The organism is Streptomyces sp. SID8374 (assembly GCF_009865135.1).
Lineage (GTDB): Bacteria > Actinomycetota > Actinomycetes > Streptomycetales > Streptomycetaceae > Streptomyces.
In genome coordinates, this window is sequence record NZ_WWGH01000001.1 from 1,850,657 (window position 1) to 1,871,330 (window position 20,674).

General features: G+C 72.8%; 18 protein-coding genes. 9 read left to right on the plus strand and 9 right to left on the minus strand.

The genetic code is table 11. The features are described from left to right. The first annotated feature begins 48 nt into the window (after window positions 1–48). Window positions 49–885, plus strand: coding sequence for an ECF transporter S component (locus GTY67_RS08255; RefSeq protein WP_161278244.1), 837 nt, complete (start codon window positions 49–51; stop codon window positions 883–885). Window positions 886–993: 108 nt separating this feature from the next. On the opposite strand, the gene GTY67_RS08260 is transcribed toward GTY67_RS08255, so the two are convergent. Further along, window positions 994–2,172, minus strand: a complete 1,179-nt coding sequence (locus GTY67_RS08260; protein WP_161278245.1) for a steroid 3-ketoacyl-CoA thiolase — start codon at window positions 2,170–2,172, stop codon at window positions 994–996. Between the two features lie 307 nt (window positions 2,173–2,479). Here GTY67_RS08260 and GTY67_RS08265 point away from each other — a divergent pair, with 307 nt between their 5' ends. Continuing rightward, window positions 2,480–3,736, plus strand: a complete 1,257-nt coding sequence (locus tag GTY67_RS08265) for a cytochrome P450 (protein WP_161278246.1) — start codon at window positions 2,480–2,482, stop codon at window positions 3,734–3,736. A 122-nt stretch (window positions 3,737–3,858) separates the two neighbouring features. Here the strand turns inward: GTY67_RS08265 and GTY67_RS08270 are convergent, their stop codons facing one another. Together GTY67_RS08270 and GTY67_RS08275 are read right to left on the minus strand one after the other, a co-directional pair. Continuing rightward, window positions 3,859–5,946, minus strand: a complete 2,088-nt coding sequence (locus tag GTY67_RS08270) for a bifunctional glycosyltransferase 87/phosphatase PAP2 family protein (RefSeq protein WP_161278247.1) — start codon at window positions 5,944–5,946, stop codon at window positions 3,859–3,861. A 155-nt stretch (window positions 5,947–6,101) separates the two neighbouring features. Continuing rightward, the gene (locus GTY67_RS08275; protein ID WP_161278248.1) at window positions 6,102–7,232 is read right to left on the minus strand and encodes a serpin family protein; all 1,131 of its coding nucleotides are present in this window, start codon (window positions 7,230–7,232) and stop codon (window positions 6,102–6,104) included. Window positions 7,233–7,293: 61 nt separating this feature from the next. Between GTY67_RS08275 and GTY67_RS08280 the strand changes: the two genes are divergently transcribed. Continuing rightward, window positions 7,294–7,782, plus strand: coding sequence for a GNAT family N-acetyltransferase (locus tag GTY67_RS08280; RefSeq protein WP_161278249.1), 489 nt, complete (start codon window positions 7,294–7,296; stop codon window positions 7,780–7,782). Between the two features lie 24 nt (window positions 7,783–7,806). Here the strand turns inward: GTY67_RS08280 and GTY67_RS08285 are convergent, their stop codons facing one another. Then, window positions 7,807–9,930 carry an MFS transporter gene (locus tag GTY67_RS08285; protein ID WP_161278250.1) on the minus strand — a complete coding sequence of 708 codons (2,124 nt, stop codon included), beginning with the start codon at window positions 9,928–9,930 and terminating at the stop codon, window positions 7,807–7,809. Between the two features lie 145 nt (window positions 9,931–10,075). Between GTY67_RS08285 and GTY67_RS08290 the strand changes: the two genes are divergently transcribed. After that, window positions 10,076–11,443 carry a peptidoglycan-binding domain-containing protein gene (locus tag GTY67_RS08290; protein WP_161278251.1) on the plus strand — a complete coding sequence of 456 codons (1,368 nt, stop codon included), beginning with the start codon at window positions 10,076–10,078 and terminating at the stop codon, window positions 11,441–11,443. A 164-nt stretch (window positions 11,444–11,607) separates the two neighbouring features. Then, entirely contained in the window at window positions 11,608–12,270 is a 663-nt protein-coding gene (locus GTY67_RS08295) for an HAD-IA family hydrolase (protein WP_161278252.1), read from the plus strand. Window positions 12,271–12,344: 74 nt separating this feature from the next. Here the strand turns inward: GTY67_RS08295 and GTY67_RS08300 are convergent, their stop codons facing one another. After that, the gene (locus GTY67_RS08300) at window positions 12,345–13,079 is read right to left on the minus strand and encodes an ABC transporter permease (RefSeq protein ID WP_161278253.1); all 735 of its coding nucleotides are present in this window, start codon (window positions 13,077–13,079) and stop codon (window positions 12,345–12,347) included. Window positions 13,080–13,343: 264 nt separating this feature from the next. Here GTY67_RS08300 and GTY67_RS08305 point away from each other — a divergent pair, with 264 nt between their 5' ends. From GTY67_RS08305 to GTY67_RS08315, 3 genes are all read left to right on the plus strand, one after another. After that, complete coding sequence (locus tag GTY67_RS08305) at window positions 13,344–13,988, plus strand: HNH endonuclease family protein (RefSeq protein ID WP_161278254.1); 645 nt, start codon at window positions 13,344–13,346, stop codon at window positions 13,986–13,988. 102 nt (window positions 13,989–14,090) lie between these two features. Continuing rightward, window positions 14,091–15,770 carry an alkaline phosphatase D family protein gene (locus GTY67_RS08310; RefSeq protein WP_161278255.1) on the plus strand — a complete coding sequence of 560 codons (1,680 nt, stop codon included), beginning with the start codon at window positions 14,091–14,093 and terminating at the stop codon, window positions 15,768–15,770. Window positions 15,771–15,884: 114 nt separating this feature from the next. After that, window positions 15,885–16,331 (plus strand): DoxX family protein, encoded by a 447-nt coding sequence (locus GTY67_RS08315; protein ID WP_093693949.1) that lies wholly within the window; start codon window positions 15,885–15,887, stop codon window positions 16,329–16,331. A 231-nt stretch (window positions 16,332–16,562) separates the two neighbouring features. Here GTY67_RS08315 and GTY67_RS08320 read toward each other — a convergent pair whose 3' ends face one another. Continuing rightward, window positions 16,563–17,186 (minus strand): superoxide dismutase family protein, encoded by a 624-nt coding sequence (locus tag GTY67_RS08320; RefSeq protein ID WP_161279994.1) that lies wholly within the window; start codon window positions 17,184–17,186, stop codon window positions 16,563–16,565. 309 nt (window positions 17,187–17,495) lie between these two features. Between GTY67_RS08320 and GTY67_RS08325 the strand changes: the two genes are divergently transcribed. Further along, entirely contained in the window at window positions 17,496–18,320 is an 825-nt protein-coding gene (locus GTY67_RS08325; protein ID WP_161278256.1) for a VTT domain-containing protein, read from the plus strand. 69 nt (window positions 18,321–18,389) lie between these two features. On the opposite strand, the gene GTY67_RS08330 is transcribed toward GTY67_RS08325, so the two are convergent. The 3 genes from GTY67_RS08330 to GTY67_RS08340 form a co-directional block, all read right to left on the minus strand. Continuing rightward, window positions 18,390–18,626, minus strand: coding sequence for a DUF2277 domain-containing protein (locus tag GTY67_RS08330; protein WP_161278257.1), 237 nt, complete (start codon window positions 18,624–18,626; stop codon window positions 18,390–18,392). Between the two features lie 86 nt (window positions 18,627–18,712). Further along, window positions 18,713–20,044 (minus strand): DUF1254 domain-containing protein, encoded by a 1,332-nt coding sequence (locus GTY67_RS08335; protein WP_161279995.1) that lies wholly within the window; start codon window positions 20,042–20,044, stop codon window positions 18,713–18,715. A gap of 70 nt (window positions 20,045–20,114) precedes the next feature. Beyond that, window positions 20,115–20,564, minus strand: coding sequence for a hypothetical protein (locus tag GTY67_RS08340; RefSeq protein WP_161278258.1), 450 nt, complete (start codon window positions 20,562–20,564; stop codon window positions 20,115–20,117). Between the last annotated feature and the right edge of the window lie 110 nt (window positions 20,565–20,674).

A 20,674-nucleotide genomic window follows, 5' to 3' on the forward strand; every position in this document is an offset into this window, starting at 1 on the left:
TACGGAGAGGGTGCGGGCTGCCCGGCCCATGCGGCGGAGGGCGGGGCGATGAGCGACGCGACGGCGGTACGGGAGCGGGTGCGGGCTCCCCGGCCCGTGCGGCTCGGGCCGAAGTCGGTGGCCGCGCTGGTGCTGGTGAGTGCGGTCGGGGTGGTCGCCTTCGGGTGGCCGCTGCTCGCCGGTGCCGGGTCCGGGCTCGCGCACGCCCAGGACGCGCCGTGGCTGTTCGCGGCGCTGCTGCCGTTGCTGGTCGCGGTGGTGGTGGCGACGATCTCGGAGTCCGGGATGGACGCCAAGGCCGTCGCGATGCTCGGCGTGCTGGCGGCGGTCGGGGCCGCGCTGCGCCCGCTGGGGGCGGGGACGGCGGGCCTGGAGCCGATGTTCTTCCTGATGGTGCTGAGCGGGCGGGTGCTGGGGCCCGGCTTCGGCTTCGTGCTCGGCTCGGTGACGATGTTCGCGTCCGCCCTGCTCACGGGCGGGGTGGGGCCGTGGATGCCGTTCCAGATGCTGTCGATGGGCTGGTTCACGATGGGCGCGGGGCTGCTGCCGGGCGCGGACCGGCTGCGCGGCCGGGCCGAGTTGGCGATGCTCGCGGTCTACGGGTCCGTGGCGGCGTTCGCGTACGGCACGATCATGAATCTGTACGGGTGGACGATCATCCCGGGGCTGGGCTCGGGCATCTCGTTCGTCGCGGGCGATCCGCTCCACGAGAACTTGGTGCGGTTCCTCGCCTACTGCGCGGCGACCTCGCTGGGGTGGGACCTGGGGCGGGCGGCGCTCACGGTCGTCCTGACGCTGACGATCGGCCCGACGCTGCTGAAGGCGCTGCGCCGGGCGACCCGGCGGGCGGCGTTCGACGCGCGGGTGGGGTTCGAGGAGCCGTAGATCCTGGAGACCCGCGGGGTGAACGGCCCCCTGGGCTCCTGTGCTCCCGGCCCTCGGCCCCCTGGGCTCCGGGGCTCCTGGCCCATGGGCCCCTGGCCGGGCTCGCCACTAGAGCCGCTGGATGATCGTCCCCGTGGCCAGCGCCCCGCCCGCGCACATCGTGATGAGCGCGAACTCCTTGTCCCGGCGTTCCAGTTCGTGCAGGGCCGTCGTGATCAGGCGGGCGCCCGTCGCCCCGACCGGGTGGCCTAGCGCGATCGCGCCGCCGTTGACGTTGACCTTCTCCAGGCCGTCGAGGTCCGCCTCGAACTCCTGGGCCCAGCTCAGCACCACCGACGCGAACGCCTCGTTGATCTCGACGACGTCGATGTCCTTCAGCGACATACCCGCCTTGCCGAGCACCGCCCGGGTGGCGTCGATCGGTCCGTCCAGGTGGAAGTGCGGGTCGGAGCCGACGAGGGCCTGGGCCACGATCCGGGCCCTGGGCTTGAGCTTCAGGGCGCGGGCCATCCGCTTCGAGGACCAGAGGATGGCGGCGGCCCCGTCGGATATCTGGGAGGAGTTGCCTGCCGTGTGGACGGCCTTCGGCATGACCGCCTTCAGGCCTGCGAGCGCCTCCATGGAGGTGTCCCGCAGCCCCTCGTCCCGGTCGACGAGCCGCCACATGCCCTGGCCGGCCGCCTGCTCCTCCTCGGTGGTGGGGACCTGGACGGCGTACGTCTCACGCTTGAAGCGCTCCTCGGCCCAGGCGGCGGCCGCCCGCTGCTGCGAGAGGAGGCCGAGCGCGTCGACCCGCTCGCGGGTGAGGCCGCGTTTGCGGGCGATGCGCTCGGCGGCCTCGAACTGGTTGGGCAGGTCCACGTTCCACTCGTCGGGCCAGGGCTTGCCCGGCCCGTGTTTGGAGCCGCTGCCCAGCGGCACCCGCGACATCGCCTCGACGCCGCAGCTGATGCCCACGTCGATGACTCCGGCGGCGACCATGTTGGCGACCATGTGCGAGGCCTGCTGCGAGGAGCCGCACTGGCAGTCCACGGTGGTCGCGGCGGTCTCGTACGGCAGGCCGACGGCCAGCCAGGCGTTGCGGGCCGGGTTCATGGACTGCTCCCCGGCGTGGGTGACGGTGCCGCCGACGATCTGTTCGACGCAGTCGGCCTGGATGCCGGTGCGGCCGAGAAGTTCACGGTAGGTCTCGCCCAGCAGGTAGGCGGGGTGCAGGTTGGCGAGCGCGCCTCCACGCTTGCCGATCGGGGTGCGTACGGCTTCGACGATGACGGGTTCCGCGGCCATGAGCTCGTCCTCTCCTCGCACTTCCGTCGGGGCGTCCCGGCGCCCACGGAAGGAACTAGTACGCGTTCTAGTTCTGCAAGCAGTCTCATGACGCGGGACCGGCTGCGCAAGGGGCGCGCACCGAACGCGTACACCCCTTGCGCACGCCCCCACTTCCGCGGTGTCGACTGCGCGCGGCCCCGGCGGGGAACGGATCCGGCCAGGACCCTTGCGACTTGTAGAACTCGTTACTACCTTGCGGACAGATTCTGATGGACCGTCAGACACAGGCCCGGATCAGACACAGGCTCGGAGTGGAGAGGTGCCCATGCGCTGCCCCCATCTGCCCGACGGGTTCGACTTCACCGACCCCGACCTCCTCCAAGCCCGGGTCCCGCACCCGGAGTTCGCGCTGATGCGGCAGACCGCACCGGTGTGGTGGTGCACCCAGCCCGCCAACATCTCCGGCTTCGGCGACGAGGGGTACTGGGCCGTCACCCGCCACGCGGACGTCAAGTACGTTTCCACGCATCCTGAGTTGTTCTCCTCGAACACCAACACCGCGGTCATCCGCTTCAACGAGACGATCAGCCGCGACCAGATCGAGGTCCAGAAACTCATCATGCTCAACATGGACCCGCCCGAACACACCCGGGTCCGCCAGATCGTCCAGCGCGGCTTCACCCCGCGCGCGGTGCGCTCCCTGGAGCAGGCGCTCCGGGCGCGGGCCCGCTCCATCGTGGAGACCGCTCACGCGACGGCGGCCGGGGCCGACGGATCGTTCGACTTCGTCACGAACATCGCGGTGGAGCTGCCGCTCCAGGCGATCGCCGAACTCATCGGCGTACCGCAGGAGGACCGGTCCAAGATCTTCGACTGGTCCAACAAGATGGCCGCGTACGACGATCCCGAGTACGCGATCACCGAGGAGGTAGGCGCCGAGGCGGCGATGGAGATCGTGGCGTACTCGATGAACCTGGCGGCGGCCCGCAAGGAGTGCCCGGCCCAGGACATCGTGAGCCAGCTGGTGGCGGCGGAGGGCGAAGGCAACCTGTCCTCCGACGAGTTCGGGTTCTTCGTGATCCTGCTCGCGGTGGCCGGCAACGAGACCACCCGTAACGCGATCAGCCACGGCATGCACGCCTTCCTCACCCACCCCGAGCAGTGGGAGCTCTACAAGAGGGAGCGCCCGAAGACGACGGCCGAGGAGATCGTGCGCTGGGCGACCCCCGTGGTCTCCTTCCAGCGGACCGCCACCCAGGATCTGGAGCTGGGCGGTCAGCGCATCCGTAAGGGCGAGCGGGTCGGGCTGTTCTACTCCTCGGCCAACAACGACCCCGAGGTCTTCGACGCCCCGGAGGCCTTCGACATCACCCGCGACCCCAACCCGCACCTCGGCTTCGGGGGCGGTGGCCCGCACTTCTGCCTCGGCAAGTCGCTGGCCGTGATGGAGATCGACCTGATCTTCAACGCGATCGCCGATGTGCTGCCCGATCTGCGGCTGCTGGAGGACCCGCGGCGGCTGCGCTCGGCCTGGCTGAACGGGATCAAGCAGCTTCAGGTGAGTGCGTCCGCCGTTTCGTGACACCGGCCGCCCGAGTGGCGGGGCGGGCGCGGCGGGCGGACCATGTAAGGACGCGGCGATCCATGCCGAAGGGGTGCCGGGACGGTGTACGACGTGGTCCCGGCACCCCTTCGGGCCGTCCGTTACTTGCCGACCGCCTCAGCGCGTACGGGTTCGGGTTCGGGTGCGGGTTCCGCCGCCTGCCCCGCCGGTTCCGCAGCCGTCTTCTTCTCCCCGGTCACCAACTTCCGCGGGCCCGACAGCAGATACGTCAGCCCGAAGCCCAGCGAGACGACCAGCGCCCCGCCGGCCGCGTCCAGCACCCAGTGGTTGGCGGTCGCCACGATCGCCGCGATGGTGAAGAGCGGGTGGAGCAGGCCGAGCGCCTTCATCCACAGCTTCGGGGCCAGCATCACGATGACCACCCCGCACCACAGGGACCAGCCGAAGTGCAGGGACGGCATCGCCGCGTACTGGTTGGTGACCGTGGTCAGCGTCCCGTAGTCGGGCTTCGCGAAGTCCTGCACCCCGTGGACGGTGTCGATGAAGCCGAGCCCGGGCATGAGCCGGGGCGGGGCCAGCGGGTAGAGCCAGAAGCCGACGAGCGCCAGCACGGTGGCGAAGCCGATGGAGGAGCGGACCCAGCGGTAGTCGGCGGGGCGGCGCGCGTACAGCACCCCGAGGATCGTCAGCGGGACGATGAAGTGGAAGGTCAGGTAGTAGTAGTCGAAGAACTCCCGCAGCCAGGTGATCTGCACGACCGTGTGGTTGACCCACAGCTCTATGTCGATGTGCAGCCACTGCTCGATGGCGTGGATCTGCCGGCCGTGCTCCTCGGCGAGCGGGCGGCCGGCGGTGGCGGCGAGGCGGACCTGTGCGTACGCGGAGTAGACGACGCGGATGAGCAGGAGCTCCAGCAGGAGGTTGGGGCGGTGGAGCACCCGGCGCCAGAAGGGCAGGAGCGGGACGCGTCTGAAGCGGGCGGCGACCGGTTGCGCGTAGTCGGTGGGGACCGGCCGCTGCCAGTACGGCGAGGTGCGCAGCAGGAACGGGGCGAAGCAGGCCGCGCCGAGCGCCACGAGGAGCAGCACGTTGTCCCGTACGGGGATGACCAGGCCGACGTTGGGGAGCAGCATCTTGGCGGGGAGCGTGACGACGAGCACCACGACGGCGGGCCAGACCAGCCGGTCGGAGGCGCGTCTGCCGACCTTGCCGACGACGGCCAGGAGCACCCACAGGAGCTGGTGCTGCCAGGCGGTCGGCGAGACGGCCACGACGACGCACCCGGTCACGGCGACGGCGAGGAGCAGCTGCCCGTCCTGGGCGTAGCGGACCGCGCGGCGTACGCCGATGACGGTGACCGCGGCGGCGAGGACGAGGAACAGGGCGATCTCCGCCGGTCCCTCGAAGCCGAGCCGGAGCAGCGCGCCGTGCAGGGACTGATTGGCGAGGCTGTCCGGCCGCTCACCGAGCCCGGCGCCCGCGGCATGGTGCACCCAGTACGCCCATGAGTCCTTCGGCACCGCGGCCCAGGCGGCGGCCGTGCAGAAGGCGAAGGTGGCCAGGGAGACCGCCGAGGCCCGGCGCTTCCCGGTCAGCCAGAACAGCGCGGCGAAGAGCAGGAGCGCCGGTTGCAGGGCGGCCGCGAGGCCGACGAGCACGCCTCGCAGCCGGTGGTCCCGGGCGGCGAAGCAGGCCAGCAGCACCAGGAGGACCGGCAGGATGCTGGTCTGGCCGAGGTGGAGGGTGTTGCGGACCGGCAGCGACAGCATGAGCAGGGTGATCGCGACGGGGACCGCGAGCAGCGACGTACGCCGGCCGACGGGTGCGGGCAGGGCCCGGGCGGCGACGACTCCGAGGGCGGCCACGAGGAGCAGGGAGCCGAAGGTCCACGCGATGCCGAGGGCTGCCTCGGCCGAGGCGGTGAGCGGCTTGAGCACCAGACCGGCGAAGGGCGTCCCGGTGAACCGGCCGCTCTCGTACAGCGAGCCGGACACATGGAGGACCCCGTTCTCCCCGATCCAGGTCTCCAGATCGGTGAGCCGTTCCCCGGGCGGCTGCCGTAGCACCACCGCCATCTGCCGTACCGCCAGCACGGCCACGACCAGCCAGAGCAGGGCCCGGGTCAGCCCGGTCCTCGTCTCCGCGTCCGCCACCGCATCCGCCACCGCGTCACCGCGCACACTGTGATCCGCATTTGCCACGCTGCGCCGACCCTCCCACCGTTCCATGCCCCGCCCCTTCGACTCGGGGCAGTGCCGGATGAAGCCTCGCATTGCCCTACGAGGTAGACACAATCAACCCCCTCTTTGCCTGACTGTCATCATGCTTTCGTCCGGAAGAATGCCGGGCCGGGGCCGGTTCGGGGTCGGTCCGCAGGGATCTGTCAGCGTTCCGGCAGGTCGGAGGGGATGTCCGCCTGCCAGGCCGCGAAGAGCGGGACCTCGCCGTCGGCGGGCAGCACGACGATGCCGAACGGACGGTCGAAGGCGAGGTGCAGGAGCCGCCGCAGCGGCGGGGCCGCACCCGCGGCCCGTGTCGCGACCACCGTCACCGCCGCGGCCTCCACCCCCTCCTCGGCGACCTTCAGCACGGCCTCCTGGACCACGGCGGAGAGGGTGAGCGGCTCGGGCGAGAGTCCGGAGAAGTCCGCCGCGCCGGAGGTGGCCAGCCGGATCCCGAGGGCGGGCAGCTGTCCGGTGACGTCGATGCGCGTACGGAGGGTGAGGCGCGGCAGGGCGATGGTCACCAGGTCCGCCTCCGGCCGGACCCCGGTGCTCCGGTCCGCCCATCCGGCGGGCAGCACCCGGCCGGCGCCCGCGCCCGGCTCCCCGAGGACGAACCTGACCCGGGCGCCGTCCCCGCCGCCCTCCCCTCCGGTGCAGGGCAGTTCGACGACGTACGTGCCGTCCACCGCCCAGGCATCGGTGAGCGGCACCGCCTTCGTCATGGTCGCCGCCGGGCGGGTCGTCCCGGACGCGTCGGTGAACGGCCGGTCGCGGGTCAGCCGGCCCTCGAACGGCTTCTCCCAGCGGGCCTTCAGCGCCAGGACGTTGACGAGGGCGAGCAGGGTCTCGTCGGTGACCTCCAGCGGCAGCGCTTCGATCAGCCCGCCCGTGGCCTCGCGCACCCAGGCGTCGGCGGCGGCCGGGTCCAGCACGTCGTCGAACCGGACGTCAGGCAGCCCCTCGCGGTACGCGTCGCTCACCGGCACCCGGCTCCACACCCGGGTCGCCACCCCCAGCGCACCGGTCAGCGCCAGCTCTCGGGCCGCCGCCGTCACGGCGGGCGCCGCCTCCCGGTCCGCCGTACCGAGCAGCGCCCGCAGCTCCCGGGCGGTCCCGCCGCGCGCCCCCGCGGCCACGGCGGCGAGCGCCAGCCACAGCCCGGCGGGCGAGCAGACGAAGCTGCCGCCGTCGGCCTGCTTCCCGGTGGCCAGGGCGTCGCGTATCCAGCGGTCGGCGAGGTGCTGGACGGCCCGGGCCCTCGTCGTGGCGTCGGTGACGGGTCGGTTCATGGCTGCCCCCTGCGGATAAATCACGTCGTCCTTCGGACGTGAGGGAGCAAGAATGCCCCACATGACCTGGACCGTGGCCGCCGAACGATTCGACTCCCCCGACGCCACCGCGCTGCGCCGCGACTACTACGACGAGGTCGCGAGCCGCTACTGGCAGCGGCCCGCCACGGAGGCGGAGATAGCGGAGGGGCTCGCCGACGACGGCGCCGAGCTGCTGGCGCCGCCGACCGGTCGGTTCGTCGTCGGCCGCCACGAGGGCAAGGCCGCGAGCTGCGCCGGGCTGGTGCTGACGGAGGAGGCGGCGCCGGGTTCGGCGGAGCTGACGCGGGTGTACGTACGGCCGGCGTTCCGGTCCACGGGCGGCGGCGGGCTGCTGCTTGCCGCGATCGAGGAGGAGGCGCGGGCGCTCGGGGTGCGGCTGCTCCGGCTGGACACCCGTCTCGACCTGGTCGAGGCGCGCGGGCTGTATGCGAAGCACGGCTACGCGGAGGTGCCGGCCTTCCACCGGCGCAGCCCGTACGCGGAGGTGTGGTTCGCGAAGGAGCTGTGACTCCCGGAGCGCGGCCCGAGTCGGTCAGGGCCGGTGGTCCGGGTCGTCCCCACGGCTCCGGTGGTCCCTGTGCCCCCGGTGGTCCGGGTGGTCGATGTCGTGGTGCCGGTCCGCCGCGTGGTCGCGGGGCGGCGCGGGCATGTGCGGGCGTTCCTTGCTGGACCCGCTGACCTCGGCGGTCAGCTCGGCGACGAGCTTGACCAGGTCGGTGGGGCGCTCGGGCCCCCACCAGTCCCCCAGCAGTTCGGCGAGGGAGTCCTCCCGGGCCTGGGAGAGCCGGACGACGGCCTCGGCCCCCGCGTCGGTGAGGATCATCTGGAGCCCCTCGCGGCGGGCCAGTCCGCGCTCCTCCACCTGCCGGGCCGCCTCGGTGATCACCCGTAGCGGTACGGGGGCCACCTCGGCGAGCCGGGCGGGTTCGACGGTGCCGTGCCGCTTGATCCGCAGCAGCAGCCAGCTCGCGGCGGGCAGCAGGTCGTACCCGGCGCGCGCGGTGATCTTCTCGTAGATCTCGCGGCGCCCCTCCCGGGTGGCGAGCACCGAGAGTGCGCGGGCGCACTCGTCGTACGAGGAGCGCTCCACCGGGTTCGAGGCGAGCGTCTGGCTGGTGTCGGGGGCGGTGACCGAGCCGCGGAGCTTGTCCTCCCGGAGGAACCAGGCCAGCACGAAGGCGATGAGGACGACGGGTGCCGCGTACAGGAAGACGTCCGTGATGGAGGTGGAGTACGCGTCGAGGATCGAGGGGCGCAGGTCGGCCGGGAGCATCTGGATGGACCGGGGGTCGGCGGCCAGCCGGTCGGCGTCGACGCCCTGCGGCAGGGGCCGGCCCGCGAGGGCGCTGTCGAGTTGGCCGGTGAGCCGGTTGGTGAAGACGGTGCCGAAGATGGCCACGCCGAACGAGGCGCCGATGGAGCGGAAGAACGTCGCTCCGGAGGTGGCGACGCCGAGGTCCCGGTAGGAGACGGCGTTCTGCACGACGAGGACGAGCACCTGCATGACCAGGCCGAGCCCGGCGCCGAAGACGAAGAAGAAGACGCTCATCACCCAGGTGGAGCTGGCCGGGTCCAGCCGGTGGAGCAGGAGCAGGCCGATGGCGGTGAGGGCGGTGCCCGCGAGGGGGAAGACCTTCCAGCGGCCGGTGCGGCTGACGATCTGCCCGGAGCCGGTCGAGGTGATCAGCATGCCGAAGACCATCGGCAGCATGTGCACACCGGACATGGTCGGTGTGATGCCGTGGACCACCTGGAGGAACGTGGGCAGGTAGGTCATCGCGCCGAACATCGCGAAGCCGACGATGAAGCTGATCACGGCGACGAGGCTGAAGGTCCTGATCCGGAAGAGCTTCAGGGGCAGCACCGGTTCCGCCGCCCGCCGCTCCACGGCGACGAACGCGACCAGCAGCACCACGGCGAGCACCGCCAGCGCGATGATCTGCACCGATCCCCAGTCCCAGGTGGTGCCGCCGAGGGACGCCACGAGGATCAGACAGGTGGCGACGGAGGCGATGAGGAAGGTGCCGAGGTAGTCGATGGTGTGCTTCTCGCGGTGGACCGGGATGTGCAGCACGGCCGCGATGACGAGCAGCGCGACGACGCCGATCGGCAGGTTGATGTAGAAGACCCAGCGCCAGCTGAGGGTCTCGGTGAAGAACCCGCCGAGCAGCGGCCCGAGCACGCTCGTCACCCCGAAGACCGCGCCGAACAGGCCCTGGTACTTGCCGCGTTCGCGCGGCGTGACGATGTCTCCGACGATCGCCATCGAGAGCACCATGAGCCCGCCGCCGCCGAGGCCCTGGAGAGCGCGGAAGCCGATGAGCTGGGGCATGTTCTGGGCCATGCCGCAGAGGGCGGAGCCGATCAGGAAGATGACGATCGCGGTCTGGAAGAGCTTCTTGCGGCCGTACTGGTCGCCGAGCTTTCCCCAGAGCGGTGTCGCCGCCGTCGCCGCGAGCAGATAGGCGGTGACCACCCAGGAGAGGTGGTCGAGGCCGCCGAGTTCGCTGACGATCGTGGGCAGCGCCGTGGAGACGATGGTCTGATCGAGTGCCGCGAGCAGCATGCCGAGGAGCAGTGCGCCGATCGCCACCAGGACGGTCCGGCGGGACTGCCCCTCGCCGGGCACCATGGGCGGGCTCAACTGCTGGGCCATGGGCGTCTCCTCGATCCGCGCTGATCCACTACACCCCCATCCTGGCCGTTCCGCCCTGTTATGGCCTGTCGGGCACCGGCGGGGCATTGGGCTTCGCCGGAGCGGGCTGCATAATCGCAGGCAGTTCAAGGGGAGGGGACCCACGATGACCGGACACGCATGCCCGGAGTGCGGCAGACGGACGGCAGGCGAGCCCGGCACGGAGCACCGGGTGCCCTGCCGGTGCGGTACGGACACGGGCGCGACACCGCTCACGGGGGACGAGCTGCGCGCCGCCCGCTCGGCGGAGATGGCGGCGGCGGAGGACTTCGACCCACTGCGGATCAGGCCGTACGTGACGCTGGGGGACGGTGCCGCGCCTGGGGGCGGGGATGCCGGTGGCGGTACCGGTGGCGGTGCCGGTGCCGATGCCGGTGCCGATGCCGGTGGGCCCGCGCGGGAGACGGCGGACGACGCGGCCGCCACGATGCCGCTGCACCTGGGCGGGGGGCCGGGGGCGGGCACGGTTACGGGGTCGGGGCCGGTTGACGGCTCCGGCGCGGATTCCCGTACGGGCGTGGGTGCGGGGGCTGACTCCCGTACGGGCGCGGGGGACGGTTCCCGTACGGGGGTGGGCGCGGGAGCTGACTCCCGTACGGGCGCGGGGGACGGTTCCCGTACGGGGGTGGGCGCGGGAGCTGACTCCCGTACGGGCGCGGGTGCGGCCCCATCGTCCGCCGTCGGCGCTCCCCCGGCGGCCGACGAGAGCAGGCGGCGCACCGCGGCCCAGGGCGCGGCTTTCGGCGCGGGGCCGGTCTTCGGGGCGGCCTCGGGCGCCCCCGGGGCCGGGGGTGCCGACGCGGGCCCGGGCGCCCCCGGGGCCGCCGCCCCCGACCCCGTGCAGCCGCGCCGCAGGCGCCCCTTCGCGGCGCTGGCCGTGGGGGCGGCCGTGGCGGCGGTGGTCGGCACGGCGGCCTTCGCCGGGGGGCTCTTCGACCGGGACGGGAGCCAGGACGAGGCGTTGCCGGAGGCGACCACGAGCGCCCCGGACACCGCGGACGAACCGGCGGCGGCCTCCGTCGCCCCGTCCCCCTCCCCCTCGGCCGCTCCCTCCCGTACGGCATCGGCCTCGCCCACCCCCTCGGCCTCCGCGTCCCCGTCCGCATCGCCCACCCCCTCGGAGAGCGCCGAGCCGAGTCCGGCCGCCTCCGCCCCGGCGGCGCCGACCCCCGGCGCCCCGTCCGCGTCGGCGACCGGCGGCGAGGTCCCGCCGTCCGCCGCGCCGCCCGCGGAGCTGGCCCCCTCCTCGCTGCGGCGGGGCGACCAGGGCCCACAGGTGGCCGTGTTGCAGAACCGGCTCAAGGAGGTGTGGCTCTACCACGGCGACGCGGACGGGAACTTCAACGACCGGGTGGAGAACGCCGTACGGATCTACCAGTCGTACAAGGCGATCCAGGGCGACCCGGCCGGTGTGTACGGGCCGAACACCCGGCGCGCGCTGGAGGCGGAGACGACCGGGCAGGGGCGCGACTGACCGGCCGTACGGGCCCCCGGGCAGGGCCGGACCTGCGGGATTGGCTTTCCGCCCCAGGTTTTTGTATCTTCGTGGAACAAAGTAGCTCCCGCCCGCACTCCCTGACCGGCGGGCGGGGCTGCTCTTGTACCGCACGACCATCCCCCGCGCCCTGGAGCCAGCCGATGTCGGCCACCGTCCTCACCACAAGCGCCCTCCTTCTGGACATGGACGGCACCCTCGTGAACTCCGACGCGGTGGTGGAGCGCTGCTGGCGCCGGTGGGCCCTGAAGCACGGACTGGACCCCGAGGCCGCCCTCAAGGTGGTCCACGGCCGCCAGGGCTACGCCACGATGGCCGTCCTGCTCCCGGACCGCCCCGTCGAGGAGAACTACGCGGACAACCGCGTGATGCTCGCCGAGGAGACCGCCGATGTCGACGGCGTGGTCCCGATCGGTGGCGCCGCCGCGTTCATGGCCGCGATCGCCGACCTCCCGCACGCCCTGGTGACCTCGGCCGACAGCGCGCTGGCGACGGCCCGGATGGGGGCGGCCGCACTGCCGATGCCCGCCGTCCGCGTCACCGCCGAGCAGGTCGGCGCCAGCAAGCCGGACCCGGAAGGCTTCCTCAAGGGCGCGGCGGAGCTGGGCTTCGACCCGGCCGACTGCATCGTGTTCGAGGACTCCGAGGCGGGCATCGCGGCGGGCCGGGCGGCCGGGATGCGCGTGGTGGGCGTCGGCCCGCGCGCGGCGGCCCTGTCGCCGGACGCGCACGTCGAGGACCTGACGCAGGTACGGGTGGAGGCGGCCGGCGACGGCACGATCCGCCTGCACATCAGCGCGGCCTGAGCCTCGCGGTCAGCGGCCGAGCCTTTCGGGCACCGCTGCCCACTCCCCCGGCCCGAGCCCCCGGGACACCGCACTCACCCCCGGTGCAGCCACCCCCGCGCCACCAGCTCCAGCACCACCGCGACGGCCACCACCTGCACCGCGATCAACGCCACCAGGACGAAGAGCTGCACGGCACCCGCCTCCACCGGTGAGGCGCCGCCCAGCAGCATGCCCACGAACGCCCCCGGCAACGTGACGAGTCCCACCGTCCGCGTCTGGTCCAGCCCCGGCAGCAGCGCGTCCGCGGCCGCGGGCCGCACGATCTCCAGCCGGGCGTCCCGGTCGGGCAGCCCGAGGGCCATGCCCGCCTCCACCTCCCCGTAACGGGTGGCGAGTTCGTCCAGCGCGCGCCGCCCACCGAGCACGGTCGCGGTGAGCGCCCCGCCGATGAGGATGCCCGCCACCGGGATGAGCACCAGCCCCCGGACCGGCACGAGCCCCGTCACCAGCAGCAGCCCGATCACCGGGAAGGCGCCCGCCGCGATCGGCACGGCCGCCCACCACCAGGTGCGGTTACGGGTGATGCGGCGCCCCGCCGTCCAGGCGGCCACGGCGAACATCAGCACCAGGAATCCGAGCAGCGGTCCGATCCGTCGGGCCACCCAGCCGATGAGCAGGGAAACGGCGGCGAGTTGGGCCGTGGCCCGCACCCCGGCCACCAGGATCTCGCGCGAGTGGCCCAGCCGGGCCCACGCGGCGACGGCGGCGGCGAGGGCCAACAGGACGACGAGGACGACCCCGAGGGCCGGCGTGACCGGAAGCAGCACGAGGCAACGATAGATCCGCCCGCCACCCCTCCGGCCGGCCACGGCACCACACCGCAAACACCCCGACCGCCGCCTGTGCGCGCAACTCCCTTCACACGCCGGGCCGTCGGTTCACTCCCACACGCCCCGTCACACCTCTTGATGTGACGTGAACATGTCGTCACCCTGTTACCTGGTGCCCACCCCCCAGAAACCTGGCGCCGACACGCTGGCCGGGCTTCACATGCCGCCCGCCCAAGCACCCCCCACACAAAGGGAGTTCGCATGTTCGGTATCTACGCGCGTCGCTCGGCCGTCGCCGCCGCGACCGCCACCCTCGCCGCCACCTCCGTCCTGCTCACCGCCCCGACCGCCCAGGCCGCCCTCCCCACCCCGGTCAGCGCGGCGACGGCCCGTACCTACCTCGGCCAGCTCACGGTCAGCGCCGAGGGCTCGTCCAGCGGCTACAGCCGCGACAAGTTCCCGCACTGGATCACCCAGTCGGGCACCTGCAACACCCGCGAGGTGGTCCTCAAGCGCGACGGCACCAACGTCCAGCAGGACGCCTCCTGCGCCGCCGTCAGCGGCAGCTGGTACTCGCAGTACGACGGCGCCACCTGGAGCGCCGCGTCCGACGTCGACATCGACCACATGGTCCCGCTCGCCGAGGCCTGGCGCTCCGGTGCGAGCAGCTGGACCAACGCCCGGCGCCAGTCCTTCGCCAACGACCTGACCCGCCCCCAGCTCATCGCGGTCACCGACAACGTCAACCAGGCCAAGGGCGACAAGGACCCGGCCAAGTGGCTGCCCCCGCGCGCGGCGTACAAGTGCACCTACATCCGCGCCTGGGTGCACGTGAAGCACTACTACGGCCTGAGCGTGGACTCGGCCGAGAAGAGCGCCCTGCAAACAGCCCTGAACGGCTGCTGAGAGACGCCCACCAGCCATGACCCCCCGGAACGCGTGCACCCTCCCCCTTCGTTCTGTACGTTACGGAGCCCGTCCGTGACATAGGCGCGAGGAGGGCACGACATGGCCGGACTGCGTCTGGGGCCACTGCTGCGGTACGTCGACTGGGAGTCGGGGTCCACCGCGACCGTCTGGGTCGAGGCGAGCCGTCCGTGCACCGTGGAGGTCCGGTGCGCGGACGGCGCCTCGGGGGTGTCCCCGACCTTCTCGGTGGGCGGGCACCACTACGCGCTGGTGGTCGTGGAGGGGCTGACGCCCGGCACCACGACAGCGTACGAGGTGGTGATCGGGGAGCGGCGGGTGTGGCCGCCCGAGAACTCCCGCCTCCCGCCGAGCACCATCACCACGCCCCCGGTCGGGCCGGCCGCGGCGGAGGGGCCCGGGGTCCGGATCTCGTTCGGCTCGTGCCGCTGGGCCGCCGCCCCCGGCGACGGGCACGACCCGGCGGGCCCGGACGCGCTGGTCACCCTGGCCGCCCATCTCGCCGCCGACCCGGCCGCCGAGCGCCCCGATGTCCTCCTCCTGCTCGGCGACCAGGTGTACGCGGACGAGACGTCGGCGGCGACGCGGCGGAGGCTGGCGGCCCGGCGCGATCTGCGGGAGCCGCCGGGCGCGGAGGTCGCGGACTACGAGGAGTACACCTGCCTGTACGACGAATCGTGGCGCGACCCCGAGGTGCGCTGGCTGCTCTCCACCGTGCCGAGCTGCGCCATCTTCGACGACCACGACGTCATCGACGACTGGAACACCAGCGCCGCCTGGCAGGAGCGGATGCGCGCCACGCCCTGGTGGCACGAGCGGATCGTCAGCGGACTGATGTCGTACTGGGTCTACCAGCACCTGGGCAACCTCTCCCCGGCCGAGCTGGCGGAAGATCCCCTGTACGCCGCGGTGCGGGCCGCTCCCGACGGCACCGAGACCCTGCGCCGCTTCGCCGCGGAGACCGACGCCGATCCGGCCCGGACCCGCTGGAGCTACCAGCGCATTTTCGGCCGAGTACAACTGCTCATGGTGGACACCCGGGCGGCCCGCGTCCTGGCCGAGGGGCGGCGGGCGATGCTGGACGACGGCGAGGCCCGCTGGCTCCGGGAGAAGGTGCTGGAGGACCCCTCCGCGTACGACCATCTGCTGATCGGCAGCTCGTTGCCGTGGCTGCTGCCGCCGCTCGTCCACGATGTGGAGACCTGGAACGCGGCCCTGTGCGCGGGAGTTCGCGGCGGGCGCTGGGCGCGCTTCGGCGAGAAGGTGCGCCGGGCGGCCGATCTGGAGCACTGGGCCGCGTTCCCCGAATCCTTCGGCCGGTTCACGGAGTTGCTCCGCCGCGCCGGGAGCGGGCCGGACGCCCCGGCGACGGTATGTGTGCTGTCCGGGGACGTGCACCACGCCTACATCGCCGAGCCGCACTGGCCCGACGCCACCCCCGGCGGCGCCCCGGAGGCCCGCGTTCTCCAGCTGACGTGTTCCCCCGTGCACAACTCGGTCCCCCGGTCCATCCGGATGGGATTCCGGTTCGGCTGGAGCAGGGCGGGCCGGCGCATCGGCCGACTGCTGACCCGCCACGGGCGTACGGAACCGTCACCGGTCACCTGGAGCAGGGCGGGCGGCCCCTGGTTCGGCAACCAGCTCATGACGTTGACGCTGCATGGCCGGAACTCTGCGCTGGCATTGGTCCAGGCCAAGTCGATCGGCGGCGACAACCAGCTGGTGAGTGTTCTTGAGCGTTCACTCACCCAGGAGTCGTAGTCAGTTTTCAGCCAGGCGCCAGAATGTTGAACTTGCAAGTAATGGTGAGGTTTCCCTAACCTGAGGCGCTCAGTCGGTTCACGTCCCCACCCAGACCGAAGGAGCCCACCCCCCATGTCCAGTCGCCTGAACGGGGCCCAGCCCTATGCGCTCGGCCTCTTCCGCTTCGTCATCGGCCTGATCTTCGCCATCCACGGCGCCTCCAGCATCTTCGGCATCTTCGGCGGCCGTGAGCCGGAGGTCGGAGCCTGGCCGGGCTGGTACGCGGCCCTGATCCAGCTGGTCTGCGGCACCCTGGTCGCCCTCGGCCTCGGCACCCGTATCGCCGCCTTCCTCGCCTCCGGGTCGATGGCCTACGCGTACTTCGTGGTCCACCAGCCCGAGGCGCTCACCCCGGTCGGCAACGGCGGCGAGGCCTCGGCCCTCTTCTGCTGGGCGTTCCTGCTGCTGGTCTTCACCGGCCCGGGCGCCGTGGCCCTGGACCGGTTCTTCGGGTCGGGCACCGAGCGCGTCCCCGCCGAGGAGTCCCGCCGCGAGCCCGCCACGGCCGTCTCGGTCTGACACCCGGGTACGCCCGGGATCGGCCGGCACACCCGGCGCTCCGGGCCCGGCACACCCCCACCGGTGCCGACCCGGTAGCCGGGACCCGGACGGTACGGTGCCCCGCTCCCCGCGCGACGGTCGCGAAGGGGCGGGGCACCGCCGTACTCCCGCGCCCCGGTGCGGGACCACGCCCAGGACGCACCTCGGTACGGGAGTACGGCCAGGGCGCGCCTCGGTACGGGAGTACGGCTAGGACGCGAACGGCACCGTGAAGCAGGCCACCCGCTTCCCCGCACCCCCCTGGGCGTCGTGGACGATCACCGACCGGGCACCGCCGTCCCGGAACCCCCATTCGTGCCGGGCCTCCGCCTCGCCGTTGCCCTTGCCGTCGGTGCGGAAGTCCAGCCACACCTCGTTGAGCGGGTCTGCGGTGGCCGAGGTGCGGTGCTGGTAGTGCGGCCCCGCCGACGCGGGATCGGCCGCACAGGGCGAGGTGTGCACGTGCATCCCGTACGCACGGTTCGGGACGAGGCCGCGCAGCCGGGTGCCGACGCGGTGGCTGGTCCGGTCGGCGAACTGCGTGATCTCGATCCGCGCGGACGCCGGCACGAGCGCGGTGTCGTACGTCAGCGCGTCGGACGGGACGAAGGAGCCGGGCGGCGAGAACACCCCGTCGGCCCGCATCCAGAACCCGCCGCTCCGCGAGGCGCCGCCGACCATGCCTGCCTCTTCGGCGCCGCTCGCCTCTCCGGCGCCGGTGCTGTGGGCCGCGTGGCCTCCGCCGTCCGGAGCGGGCGCGCCGCCCGACTCGTCCGCCGCGCCATGGGCGAGGGAGACACCGCCGGTGAGCATCACCAGGGCCGCCGCCCCCACCAGCACCCTCCTCCGTACGGTCCCGGGCGCGCGGGACGCCCGCTCCGCCCCGGCCACCTCCGCCGCCGCTGCCGTCTCCGCGTCCGGGCCCACCTGTGCTGCTGCCATGCGCTGCCGCTCCTCGCTCGTGCCGGTCGTTGCGGCCTGCCTAACGCCCGTACCGCCCGCGAGGTGTACATGACCCGCACAACATCACCCGACCCTGGGCGATCTGCGCGGAGCCCTCACGCGTACGCTGTACAGCTGAACCTGCCGCCCATGCCGCTCCCCTGCGACGTCGCGGCGTTGACACGATCGGGGAGTCGACGGGTGCTTGAGAGTGTGGCCGCACTGACCAGCAGCCCATGGATCTACGTGGTGGTCGCCGTCTCGGTGCTGCTGGACGTCTTCCTCCCCCTGCTGCCCAGTGGTGTCCTCGTGATCACCGCCGCCACCGCGGCCGCCGCCGGCTCCACCGGCGTCAACGGCGCCGGCAACCCGTCCGGTGAAGTGCCCTCCCTCGTCGTCCTCATCCTCTGTGCGGCCACCGCCTCGGTGCTCGGCGACCTCGTCGCGTACCGCCTGGCCTGGCGCGGTGGCGACCGGCTGGACCGGGCGATCGCGCGCTCACGCCGTCTCACCAAGGCGCAGGAACGTCTCGGCGCGGCGCTGAGCCGGGGCGGTGGGGCGCTCGTCGTCATCGCCCGGTTCGCCCCCGCCGGCCGGTCGGTGGTCTCCATCGGGGCGGGCGCCGCCCACCGCAGGGTGCGGGACTTCCTGCCGTGGTCGGCCCTGGCGGGCCTGGCCTGGGCGGGTTACAGCGTGGGGCTCGGCTACTTCGGGGGCCGGTGGCTCGGGTCGACCTGGTTCGGGACGGCCGTCTCGGTGCTGGCCCTGTTCATGGCGGGCGCGCTGGCCGCGTTCGTCGTGAAGCGCCCGGCCGCCGCGCGGAAGGCGGCGGCCACGGCGGAGGCGCTCCAGAACTCCTCCGCACCGGCAGCCGTGCCCACCCCGGCCGCCAAGTCCCGGACGGCCCGCCAGGATTCCGCCCACGACGCCGTCTCCGGCATCGCGCCCGGCAACGTCCCCAGCCAGCCGAACGGCCCCGCACCGGTCACATCACCCGTCACGTCCCCGGCGCCGGTCTCCCCCTGAGCCGTTCCCGGCTGTCCGGCGGTCCGCTCCCCGAGCCGTCCTCCTCCCCGGGCCGTTCACCGTGCGGGCTCAGCTCTCGACGGTGCTCCGGGCGGCCGCTCCCCGTATCTCCAGGCCGTCCAGCAGCTTCATCGTGGCCTCGGTGATCTCGTCGACGGCACGGTCGAACACCTCCCGGTTGTGCGCGGCGGGCGCGCGGAAGCCGGACACCTTCCGTACGTACTGAAGGGCTGCGGCCCTCATGTCCTCCTCGGTGGCCTCTTCGGGGAGGGCGGGCGGTCGAAGGGTCTTGATGCTGCGGCACATGTCTCCAGTGTGGACCGCACCACTGACAACGGCCCGGCGTCGCCCCCCACCGTCCCGCCTGACGACCGGTGCCCGCCCCCGGCCCGTCAGCCGTCCCGCACGATGACGGGGATCTCGTAACTCCCGTCGAGGACGGCGGCCCCCGGTGTGTACAGCCGCAGCATGGGCCGGAAGTCCCCGGCGGGGGCGGGGAGCCAGTTCGCCGCCCGGGCGGGGTCGGCGGGCCGGTCGTGGGAGAGGTACAGGGTGAGCGAGCCGTCGTCCGCGTGGACGAGACCGGGCGTACGGTCCCCGATCGAGTACCGGCCGGCCGGGTTCTCGACGAGGTAGTAGTCCGGGGTGCCGTACATCGTCACCGACCAGAACGACTCGACGGGCGGCGGCTCCGGGAAGCGCAGGACGTAGGAGTGCGCCCCGTTCAGCTGCCGCCCCTCGCTGTCCTGGAAGGTCTGCGCGTACACCGCCTCGTACCCGTGGTTCCCCCACAGCGCGACCCGGGCCGCCACCGCGCGGCCGAGGTAGGAGCCCTCCCGGTCGGCGGCCTTCCACCGGGGCGAGTCGACCGTGCCCACGCCGAAGTGGTCCAGGTTGTAGTCGAAGAGATGCGGGTTCGCGGCCCAGCTCCCCGGCTTCCCGCCCCCGCCGCCCGTCCCGGCGCGGCTGACCCCCTCGACCCGGGCGCGCCCCCGCTCCTGCCCCTTGACCAGCGCGTCGACGAGGGCCGGGTCGGCGGTGACGTACGGCGAGGGGCCCTCCTCCAGCAGCCCGAGCGGCTGGAACCGGTCCTGGTACGCCTGGTCGGCCGCGGACGGCGGGAAATCGGCCATCCACACCCGCAGCTCCTCGAAGAAGCGCAGCTCCTCCGGTACGCCGGGCTCGGGCGCGGGCAGCCCGGTGCGGTGGGGCCTGCCGTCGAGAGGGGTGAGGGTGAGCCGCTCCTGGAGCGCCCGGACGCGCGGCAGGTCGTCGGGGCCGTCACAGGCGTTGCGCCCGGCGACGGTCACCACGGAGGTGGGCGCGTCGATGACCCCGCGTACGCCGTCGGGGACGCTGCCCGCCCAGCCGGGCGGCACGATCAGCCACTCGCCCTCGCCGGTACCGGTGGCCCGTCGGCCGACGTACGCGAAGTTGTTCGTCCAGGCGTCGATGAACTGGAGCACGTGGTACGCGCCGCCGGTGTCGGGGACATGGAGGCGCAGCGGCCCGCCGGACAGGTCGAGTTGGGCGATGGAGTAGACGGTGTCGTTGTTGACGGAGACGAACTCCGTACGGTGGTCGGCGAGGTGCTCGGAGTGGGCGAACCGGTTGAAGGGGGTGGCCGCCATCCCTCCGAACCCCTGGTGGAGCGAGGTTCCGACCATGGAGAGGTCGTAGACCAGGGGGTATCCGTAGATGTACGCCTCGGCGGCGAGGTCCACGAGATCCGTCCTGGTGCCGTCGGGCTCCGTGCCGGTGCTGTCGGTCCCCGTCCCGGTGCTGTCGGCCACGTCAGACCACCGGCTCGGAGCGGTCGGTGCACAGGGCCCAGATGATGAAGATGTCGATGGCGATGGTGACGATGGCCCAGATCGGCGTGTACGGCAGCCACATGAAGTTGGCGATCAGGTTCAGGGCGACGAGGGCGATGCCCACGGCCCGGGCCCAGGTGGCGCCCTTGAGGATGCCCCAGCCGACGAAGATCAGGACGACGCCGAGGATGAGGTGGATCCACCCCCATGTGGTGACGTTGAACTTGAAGACGTAGTCGTCGACCGCCGCGTACACATCGTTGGTGGCGATGCCCGCGACCCCCTTGATCACCCCGAGGACACCGTCGACGAGGAGCAGGAAACCGGCGAACAGCGTTCCGCCGCCGGCCCACGGGTTGACGGAGCCACTGTCCGAGGAGGACGCGGCGGGGCGGGAGGTGCCGGGCGTCGGTGTACTGGACTGGGACATGCGGACTCCTTGGCCGGGGCAGACGCGGGCGCCTGCGGTCCTGACCTGCGCTGATGGTGCGTGCAGATCAGCTCCGACGTTCCCTGCGGCCGGTCCGGCCAGCCACTTGG

Coding starts and splice junctions, on each gene's coding strand:
- GTY67_RS08255 (WP_161278244.1), top strand. CDS start 49: ATGAGCGACGCGACGGCGGTACGGGAGCGGGTGCGGGCTCCCCGGCCC.
- GTY67_RS08260 (WP_161278245.1), bottom strand. CDS start 2,172: ATGGCCGCGGAACCCGTCATCGTCGAAGCCGTACGCACCCCGATCGGC.
- GTY67_RS08265 (WP_161278246.1), top strand. CDS start 2,480: ATGCGCTGCCCCCATCTGCCCGACGGGTTCGACTTCACCGACCCCGAC.
- GTY67_RS08270 (WP_161278247.1), bottom strand. CDS start 5,946: ATGGAACGGTGGGAGGGTCGGCGCAGCGTGGCAAATGCGGATCACAGT.
- GTY67_RS08275 (WP_161278248.1), bottom strand. CDS start 7,232: ATGAACCGACCCGTCACCGACGCCACGACGAGGGCCCGGGCCGTCCAG.
- GTY67_RS08280 (WP_161278249.1), top strand. CDS start 7,294: ATGACCTGGACCGTGGCCGCCGAACGATTCGACTCCCCCGACGCCACC.
- GTY67_RS08285 (WP_161278250.1), bottom strand. CDS start 9,930: ATGGCCCAGCAGTTGAGCCCGCCCATGGTGCCCGGCGAGGGGCAGTCC.
- GTY67_RS08290 (WP_161278251.1), top strand. CDS start 10,076: ATGACCGGACACGCATGCCCGGAGTGCGGCAGACGGACGGCAGGCGAG.
- GTY67_RS08295 (WP_161278252.1), top strand. CDS start 11,608: ATGTCGGCCACCGTCCTCACCACAAGCGCCCTCCTTCTGGACATGGAC.
- GTY67_RS08305 (WP_161278254.1), top strand. CDS start 13,344: ATGTTCGGTATCTACGCGCGTCGCTCGGCCGTCGCCGCCGCGACCGCC.
- GTY67_RS08310 (WP_161278255.1), top strand. CDS start 14,091: ATGGCCGGACTGCGTCTGGGGCCACTGCTGCGGTACGTCGACTGGGAG.
- GTY67_RS08315 (WP_093693949.1), top strand. CDS start 15,885: ATGTCCAGTCGCCTGAACGGGGCCCAGCCCTATGCGCTCGGCCTCTTC.
- GTY67_RS08330 (WP_161278257.1), bottom strand. CDS start 18,626: ATGTGCCGCAGCATCAAGACCCTTCGACCGCCCGCCCTCCCCGAAGAG.
- GTY67_RS08340 (WP_161278258.1), bottom strand. CDS start 20,564: ATGTCCCAGTCCAGTACACCGACGCCCGGCACCTCCCGCCCCGCCGCG.